Here is a 5168-nt window from a genome sequence, read left to right as displayed (position 1 = left end):
GTGCTCCCCGGTGGCGTCGGGCTCAAGGGGCCCGACGGCGCCCGAGCCGTCCGCCGTCGGGTCCGCCTTGGTCGTCGTCATCGTTCGTCCAGCCTCTTCGTCGTCAGATCTCGAGCGCCGGGTGCAGGCGGTCGAGGGTCCAGGTGCGCATCCGGCCCGCCCGCCAGGCGCTGATCGCCAGCGACGCTAGCAGCAGCACGCCGAGGTAGACCACCGCGAACCAGAGCCGTCCGTCGACGCCGCCCGTGATGGTCTGGCGCAGCCCGTCGACCGCGTAGCTCATGGGCAGCAGCGGGTGGATGGCCTGGAAGAACGCGGGCGTGGTCTGCACGGGGTAGGTGCCGCCCGAGGACGCGAGCTGCAGCATGAGCAGCGCCAGGATCGCGACCTTGCCCGCGGCCGGGCCGAGCAGCGCCATGAGGGCCTGCTGGAGCGCGAGGAACGTCGCGGCGACGAGCGTCGTGAACGCGAGCGTCCCGAGCGCGTGCGTCATGTCGAGGCCCACGCCCCAGTGGATGACGGCGAGCATCACGGCGACCTGCGCGAACCCGATGCACAGCGCGGGCAGGAACCCGGCGAGCGTGGTCCGCAGGCCCGAGGCGGGCGTCGCGAGGGCCCGCGAGGGCAGCGGACGCATGAGCAGCCACGTGATGAGCGCCCCCACGAACAGGGCGAGCGGGATGAAGAACGGCGCGAACCCTTCGCCGAAGCCCTCGGCCTCGGCCAGGTCGTGGTCCGCGACGGTCACGGGGGCCGCGATGACGTCGGCGCGCTGCTCGCGCAAGGCGGTGCCGTCGTCGGGGATCGCCTCGGACCCCTCGGCGAGCTTGTCGGTCAGGGTCTGGGCGCCGTCGGTGAGCTGCGCCCCGCCATCGGCGACCTGCGTGGCCCCGTCTGCCAGGGTGGTGGTGCCCTCGGCGAGCGCCCCGGCGCCGGCCGCGGCGGACTGTGCGCCGTCGGCGAGCTGCTGGGCGCCCGAGTAGAGGGACGAGGTGCCGGCGGCGAGCGTGCCCGCTCCCGACGCGAGCGAAGCGTTGCCGGCCGCGAGGTCCGAGGCCCCGCCGCGCAGGGTCGTGAGGCCGCTGCTGAGGTTCGCGGCACCGGCGGCCACGCCGTCGACGCCGTCACGGACGGTCTGCGTGCCCGCCCCCGGGTGGAGCTGCGCGTCGATCTGCGCTGCTCCGGCCGAGGCCGTCTTGAGTCCGGTCGAGAGGGAGGGCAGCCCGGCCGCGACCTGCTTCGAGCCGTCAGCGAGTGCCTGGAGCCCCGCCGCGCTCCGGGCGAGCTCGGCGTCCGAGGGGAGCTGGCCGAGGGCCTGCTCGTTCGCGGCCGCGAGCGCCTGCGCCCGGGGGTCGGCGGAGGCGCCCAGCGTCGCGGCGTTCTGCTGGAGCAGCGCGCGGAGCGTGGGGACGCTGCCCGTGAGCGAGGTGACCTGTCCCTGGACCTGCGCGACGCCGTCGGACACCTGCTGCGCGCCCGCGGCGGCCTTGTCCGCCCCGGCCACGAGACCGTCGGGCGCCGTGAAGCCCGCGACGAGCTTCTGCGAGCCGTCGGCGAGCTGGACCATGCCCGACTGCGTCGTGGCCGCACCAGCCGCGAGGGCCGACGCCCCGTCGGCCGCGGAGGACGCACCGGCGGCCAGCTTCGAGGCACCCGCGCTCGCCGAGGACGCGCCCTGGGACAGGGCTCCCGCACCGTTCGCGAGCTGCCCGGCTCCCGCCACGGCGGACCCTGCACCGTCGGCCAGCCGGTCGATCCCGGCTGCGAGCGTGCCTGCGCCGTCGGCGGCGGACGTCGCGCCGTCGGCGACCTGCGTCGCGCCGTCCGTGAGCTGGCCGCTCGCCGCGGTGAGCGTGAGCGCACCGTCGGAGGCCTGCGCGAACCCGTCGCGGGCGCTGCCGAGGCCCACGAGGACCTTGTCGACGGCCTGCGCACCGATCTCCTCGCGCACCGCGCCCTGGACCTGGGTCATGGCGCTGCGGCCCAGGGTCGTGGCGAGGAACGAGTTCGCGTCGTTGTACGTGACCATGAGCTGCGCGGACTGGGGGTCGTCGCCCGCGGCGCTCGCGATGCCCTCGGAGAAGCCCTCGGGGATGGTCAGCGCGAAGTAGTAGGTGCCGTCCTTGACGCCCTTCTCGGCCTCGGCCGCGTCGACGCGCGCCCACTCGAGGTCGCCCGAGTCGACGAGCGTGGACGTGACCTCCTCGCCGGCGTCCAGGCGCTCACCGTCCACCTCGGTGCCGGTGTCGGCGTTGACGATCGCGACGGGCAGCTTGTCGAGGTTGCCGGTCGGATCCCAGAAGGCCCACAGGTACATGGCCCCGTAGAGCAGGGGAACGAAGATCATCGCGCCCACGGCGAGCTTGGGCAGGAGGCCGCGGCGGAATCGCCGCAGCTCCGTACCGGTGGAGGTCCAGGACATCACGAGGGGTGTTTCCGTTCTGTTCGTGCGAAGGATGGGGGCCCGACGGCGGAGCGCGGGCGGGGAGGTGCAGGGTCAGGCCGGGACGAGCTGGGGGCCCGTCGCGAGGCGCACGACGTGCGGGGTGCGACCCCAGCGCATCGCGTCGACCTCGCCCGCGGAGGCGACCGAGCCGATCACGGTCACGCCCGTGGCCGCGAGCGCTTCGAGGCGCTCCCAGACGATCTGGCGGCGGGCCGAGTCGTGGACCTGGTCGAGGTCGTCGACCACGAGCAGCTCGGGGTCCTGGGCCATGGCGATCGCGATGCGCAGGAGCATGGCGTCGACCTCGTCGAGGTCCCAGACCATGGCGTCGAGCGCGGGCAGCTCGCGGCGTCCGAACACGGGGCGGGCCACGCGCTCGTACACCTCTGGGGTGACCTTGGGGGTCCGGCGGTACCAGGGCGCGAGCCACGTGAGGCGTTCGCGCACCGAGTCCCCGACCGTGACCGCGTCGTCGAGCTCGTCGATCCCGTGGAAGCCGGCGATCGCGGCGCGGCGCTGGACCGCGGTGCGGCGGGCGCGGCGTCCCGTGAGGTTCTCGCCGAGCACGACGAGCCAGCCGTCGGGGGTGTGGTCGGGGGCCATGCGGCCCGCGAGGGTCAGGAGCAGGCTCGAACGGCCGGCGCCCTGCGGACCTTGGAGGACGACGACCTCGCCGGCCGGGATCTCCAGGTCGACGGGGCCGTAGACGAGGCCGCGCGGGCCGTGGAGCTGGAGGTCGTAGGCACTGACCGCGTGCGGGGGCGTGCCGTTGCCGAGCGGCGGGGTGTCGGGCTCGGCGATCTCGCCGCCGAGCGGGCCGCGCAGGGTCAGGTCGTCGGCGATGTCCGCGGCGGCGAGCTCGCCCTGCGGGAGGTGCGCGACGCCGTCGGGCCGGTTGACGTTCGCCGCAGATCCGGGGGCGGGCGTGTTGGTCGGGGCCTGCACGAGGTACGTGGCCTCGTCGCTGCTGTGCCGTGCGACGGGCTGGTTCATGGGGGTTCCTCCGAGAGTTCCGAGTCCGATCACTCTTTTAGACTGACCGGTCAGTTCGAAGTTACGCTCCGAGAAGCCCCGTTGTCCACACGACGTCAGATACCCGGGCCCGTGATCCCTGTCACGCGAGCCCCGCGAGACGGGTGCTCCGGTCCGAGACGGTCCCTTGCGCCGCGGTCCGGAGCACCCGTCTCGGACCGGCGCACCCGTCTCGCCTCCCTCTCGCCCTCGCCCCCCGAGCGACATACGCTCGTGCCCCGGACCACCCGGCACATCGTCGTGTCGCACACGAGACGTATCGAGAGGCACACAGTGAACGACGGCATCGCCGCCCACCCCGCACCCACCGGGGCGCAGCTCCCCCACGTCGTCGTCGTGGGCGGCGGGTTCGCGGGCCTCGCGACCGTCAAGGCGCTCGCAGGCGCGCCCGTGCGCATCACGCTGATCGACCGTCGCGTCTACAACACGTTCCAGCCGCTGCTCTACCAGGTGGCCACGGGCGGCCTGAACCCGGGCGACGTCACGTACTTCCTGCGCGCGCTGCGGCTGGGGCAGCGCAACGTGCGTGTGGTCCACGAGCACCTCGTGGGCCTCGACCCGCACACCAAGACGCTCCGGCTCCTCAACGACGAGGAGATCCGCTACGACTACCTCGTCCTCGCCAACGGCGTCACCACCAACTTCTTCGGCACACCCGGCGCCAAGGAGCACGCGTTCGCGATGTACTCGCGCTCGCAAGCGCTGAAGATCCGCGACACCCTGTTCGTCCGCCTCGAGAAGTCCGCGGCCTCACCGGGGACCGACGACGGCCTGCGCGTCGTCGTCGTGGGCGGCGGCTCGACGGGCGTCGAGGTCGCGGGAGCCCTCGCCGAGCTCCGCACGCAGGGCCTCGCGCCCGCGTACCCGGAGATCCACGGCGACGCGTTCAGCGTCAAGATCGTCCAGCGCGGCACCGAGCTCATCAAGCCTTTCCCCGCGAAGCTGCGCACGTACGCGGCGCGCGAGCTCCAGCGTCGCGGGGTGGACCTGCACCTGGGCGCGGGCGTCGCGAAGGTCCTGCCCGACGGCGTCGAGCTCACCGACGGCGACTTCATCCGCTCGGACCTCACGATCTGGGCCGCGGGCGTCGCCCCGCACGAGGAGGTCTCGCGCTGGAACCTGCCCCTGGGCGACGGCGGGCGCATCCGCGTGGGCGACGACCTGCAGGTCGAGGGGTTCCCGGACCACTTCGCCGCGGGGGACGTCGCGGTCTCGCCTGCGGGTCTGCCGCAGCTCGCCCAGCCTGCGATCCAGTCGGGCAAGGTCGTGGGGCGCAACGTCCGCGCGCTCGTCGAGGGCCGCCCGACGACCTCGCTCAGGTACCTCGACAAGGGCACCATGGCCGTCATCGGGCGCCGAGCGGCCGTCGCGGACATCGCCGGGAAGCTGCGCCTGACCCGGGGGACCGCGTGGTTGGCGTGGCTGTTCGTGCACATCATGAGCCTCATCGGACCGCGCAACCGCCTCACGACGCTCGCGGGGGACTCGTGACCCGCTACGGCTTCCCGTTCCACCGCCGCCCGGTGCCGATCGTGGGCGACGTCCCGACCGTCCGGCCGCCCAAGGGCTGGGTGCCCGCGGACGGTCCCGCGCCGCTGCCCGAGGTCACGCCGAACGACTGACCGCGTGATCACCCGGTCGCCCGGTCGCCGAGTGTGCAGTTCGGGTCGTCTCCAGCGGCCAGGGACCC

General features: G+C 73.8%; 4 protein-coding genes. 2 read left to right on the top strand and 2 right to left on the bottom strand.

Features of this window, described 5'->3' with window-relative positions; all coding sequences use genetic code 11:
* Positions 1-103: 103 nt before the first annotated feature.
* Together ACFRCR_RS16625 and ACFRCR_RS16620 are read right to left on the bottom strand one after the other, a co-directional pair.
* A complete protein-coding gene (locus ACFRCR_RS16625) occupies positions 104-2422 on the bottom strand; it encodes a YhgE/Pip family protein (protein ID WP_377679065.1) in 2319 nt (772 codons plus the stop codon).
* Positions 2423-2497: 75 nt separating this feature from the next.
* Entirely contained in the window at positions 2498-3439 is a 942-nt protein-coding gene (locus ACFRCR_RS16620; RefSeq protein WP_377679064.1) for an ATP-binding cassette domain-containing protein, read from the bottom strand.
* A gap of 312 nt (positions 3440-3751) precedes the next feature.
* On the opposite strand from ACFRCR_RS16620, the gene ACFRCR_RS16615 reads away from it, so the two are divergent.
* Positions 3752-4969 (top strand): NAD(P)/FAD-dependent oxidoreductase, encoded by a 1218-nt coding sequence (locus ACFRCR_RS16615; protein WP_377679062.1) that lies wholly within the window; start codon positions 3752-3754, stop codon positions 4967-4969.
* A complete protein-coding gene (locus ACFRCR_RS16610) occupies positions 4966-5100 on the top strand; it encodes a hypothetical protein (protein WP_377679061.1) in 135 nt (44 codons plus the stop codon). Before ACFRCR_RS16615 ends, ACFRCR_RS16610 begins: the two co-directional genes overlap by 4 nt.
* Positions 5101-5168 lie beyond the last annotated feature (68 nt).

This window comes from Oerskovia sp. NPDC056781 (genome assembly GCF_042789955.1).
Classification (GTDB): Bacteria; Actinomycetota; Actinomycetes; order Actinomycetales; family Cellulomonadaceae; genus Oerskovia; species Oerskovia rustica.
This window is presented reverse-complemented; position numbering and strand designations above follow the sequence as displayed.